General features: G+C 72.5%; 3 protein-coding genes. All 3 read left to right on the top strand.

What is annotated here, in order from left to right:
* Positions 1-780: 780 nt before the first annotated feature.
* Positions 781-1,683 carry an AAA family ATPase gene (locus ACFW2E_RS44395; RefSeq protein ID WP_384477136.1) on the top strand — a complete coding sequence of 301 codons (903 nt, stop codon included), beginning with the start codon at positions 781-783 and terminating at the stop codon, positions 1,681-1,683.
* Positions 1,680-2,804 carry a hypothetical protein gene (locus ACFW2E_RS44390; RefSeq protein ID WP_384477133.1) on the top strand — a complete coding sequence of 375 codons (1,125 nt, stop codon included), beginning with the start codon at positions 1,680-1,682 and terminating at the stop codon, positions 2,802-2,804. Before ACFW2E_RS44395 ends, ACFW2E_RS44390 begins: the two co-directional genes overlap by 4 nt.
* A partial coding sequence (locus tag ACFW2E_RS44385; RefSeq protein ID WP_384477130.1) for a hypothetical protein occupies positions 2,801-3,019 on the top strand: 219 nt, incomplete at its 3' end. The genes ACFW2E_RS44390 and ACFW2E_RS44385, both read left to right, overlap by 4 nt.

Raw genomic sequence — 3,019 nt, 5'->3', positions numbered from 1 at the left:
CCGTGGGCTTTGAGGCGTTGTGGGGTTCGTGGGCAGTGCGGGCGTGGGTGGGGCGCCCGGTCGCCCGTGCCGGCCGCCCTCACGGCGGTCGGCACGTGCGGCCGGTGCACGGAGGTGAGACATCGGTGTCCTCGTACTGGTCCGTCGGGCCTGATTCCTCGCGCGTGTGCGCGACGTGGGCATGCGCCATCACGGTGCCGGTCGACAGAGCCGTCGAAATTCGGCCCTGCGTCGCCCGACGGACACTCACAGTAGTCGCCTGTGCATCACGTGCGGTGGGCAGTTGACAAAGTCCCACGGGCAGCGTCCCGCTCTGGTATGAGGGCTCGTACTACAGACCGATAACCCTGGCGGATACCCGGAGACGAACGAAATCTGTTCAATCCGACATGGTCAGAAGCGGTCACGTGGGACGGCGGACCCGCCGGGCAGGACGAGCCGCGCCACCCCGCGCGGTCGGACGCGGCGGGCCCGGGGCGAGCGCCTCATTCGGCGTTCCACTTCACCGTCCAGGCCTCGTTCGGTGGCGTGTCGTCCGCCCCCGCAGCCGGACCTCGGCGTACGAGTCGACGTCGTCACCGCGGGCAGTGTCCGCACCACCGGCAGGGTCCCGGCCGCCGGCGGGAGACGCTCTGCTCGTCCCGGACCGAGTCGGTTCTCGCAGCGATTGTCCGCGACCGCGCTGCCGTCCGACCAGGCGCAGTACAGAATGTGGTTCGGCCCTCACGCGGCGAAACCCCCTGGGCCGAAGCCGAATTGTATCCGACACCCGGAGGAAACGTGCTCCAGTACGAGAAGGAGTTCGATCCCGGCGCCGACGCTTCCCCCGCGGACGACCGCGCGGACGGGGGAAGTGGACACGCCGGTTACGCCACCGACGAGGAGGTCTACGTCTTCGACGACGCCCGCCTGGTTCTTGCGGTGAACATCGCGCTCAAGACCCGGCGTCCCTTGCTGCTCTTCGGACCGCCCGGCTCGGGGAAGTCCTCGCTGGCGCCCAATGTCGCCCGCGTCCTCGGCTGGAAGCACCACGCCCACGTCGTGACGGCACGTACGGAGCCGGAGGACCTGCTGTGGCGGTTCGACGCGCTGAAGCGGCTCAACGACGCGCAGTCGAAGAGCCTCCGGGAGGACAGGCACTACTACACCGAGGGGCCGCTGTGGCGGGCCTTCGCCGAGGGGAACCGCAGCGGGCAGCGGTGCGTCGTCCTCATCGACGAGATCGACAAGGCCGATCCCGATCTGCCCAACAGCCTTCTGGGACCGCTCGGTTCACACTCCTTTCCACTGCCCTGGGACGACACCGAGCAGATCACCGTCGCCGGGGAACACGCGCCGCTCGTCGTCATCACCACCAACGACGAGCGCGAACTGCCCCGCCCGTTCCTGCGTCGCTGCATCGTCTTCGAACTCGGCCCGCCCAGCCGGGACCACCTGTTGAGCGTGGCCCGGCAGCACCTGGGACCGCACTTCGACGGGGATCTCGCAGGCCGGCTCGCCGACCATCTGCTCCACATCCGCGCCACCCAGGAGAACGCCCCGCACGGCCCGAGTACGGCCGAGTTCCTGGATGCCCTCAAGGCGAGCCATCAACTGGGCGTCTCCCCGGGCACCCCGGAGTGGACGGTCCTGGAGGCCGTCACCCTGTGGAAGCGGCGCGACGGCACGGAGCGCCCGGCGTGAGCCGGCGGGGCACGATCTATCTGGGAGACCTGGTCAGAGCCGTGTCGCTGCTGCAGCCACAGGACCTGGCGACCGCGGCCGCCATGGCGGACATGCTCGGGCTCGCTCCGCAGCCGCCGCACCGGGACCGGCCCGCACCCGCCCCACCGTCCGGGCCCGCGGCGTCCGCCGACGGGACCGGAGCTCCGGAGCGGGTCCCCGCGCCGGCCTTCGGACGGCGGCCCGGTGGCGGCGGCCGCCGGCCCCCGGACACGACGTCCGGCGCCACGGCCCCGGGCAGCGGCCCGGTACCGGACGGCTCCGCCGAACCGGTTGCCCTCCCGGCCACGCCCGCTGTCGACGGGCCGCCGGGCCTGCCGGACCGTCCTGTCGGCTTCTCCCTATCCCTGATCCGCTCACCGGCAGCGGTCGGCGACCCGGTCGTTCCCGAGGTGGACGACGAGGCGACCGAGCTGTCCGGACCACCCGACGGATACGGCCCGAGGCCGGTCGTGGAGCCGCCGTGGACCCCCGAATGGGCGCGCGGGGTGATGGTCGCCGCGGTGTCCGTTCCGCTCGCGAGCCGCAGGCTCGACCAGCGGGCGCTGGTACGGAAGGTGTCACGCCAGGAGGTGCTGCGCGCTGTTCCGTGGCAGCGTCGCTCCAGCACCCGGCGCGGTGTGCAGCTCCTGCTGGACCACGGCCCGGGCATGACGCCGTTCCAGGACGACCGGCGATGGCTCCAGGGGCTGCTGGGCAGCGTCGCGGGGCGGGATCGCGTGGAAGTGCTGCGTTTCACCGGCTCCCCGTTGCGGGGCGTCGCCCACGGCACCCTCTTCGGCCTCAGGGCTTACCGGGCGCCTGCTCCGGGCACCCCGGTGGTCCTCGTGTCCGATCTCGGCCGCGTCCGGCCGCGGTTCGCGGGGCGCGCGACGGCGGGGGCCGCCGAGTGGCTGGAGTTCGCCGACCGCGTGCTGCACGCCGGGTGCCCGACGGTGTGCCTGAGCCCCTTTCCCGCCACGGCGTATCCGTCGGCCCTGGCCGGCAGGATCGCCCTGATTCCCTTCGACCGCCGGATCTCCCTCCGGCATGCGCGGGAGGCGACCCGGCAGATCCACCGGATGCTGGAGAGCCGGCGGTGACGGCACCGGGCGTGGCGGAGGAGATCGCGGAACTGGCGCGGCGCCGTCCCTCTCTCGTCGCTCTCGCCTCCTGTGTGTCGCTCGCCGTCAGCGTCGACCGGGCGTTCCTGCGCCGGGCCCGGCTGCGGTTCCTGCCACGGACGGCCGCCGGTCTGGAGGCCGAGCTGTGGTTCTCCCCGCTGGTGGAGACCGCCGGCAGCCACACGCTCCTGCTC

This window comes from Streptomyces sp. NPDC058964, from assembly GCF_042741275.1.
Classification (GTDB): Bacteria; Actinomycetota; Actinomycetes; order Streptomycetales; family Streptomycetaceae; genus Streptomyces.
Note: the sequence above shows the minus strand (reverse complement) of the source record. Positions and strands in the feature narration are given on the sequence as shown.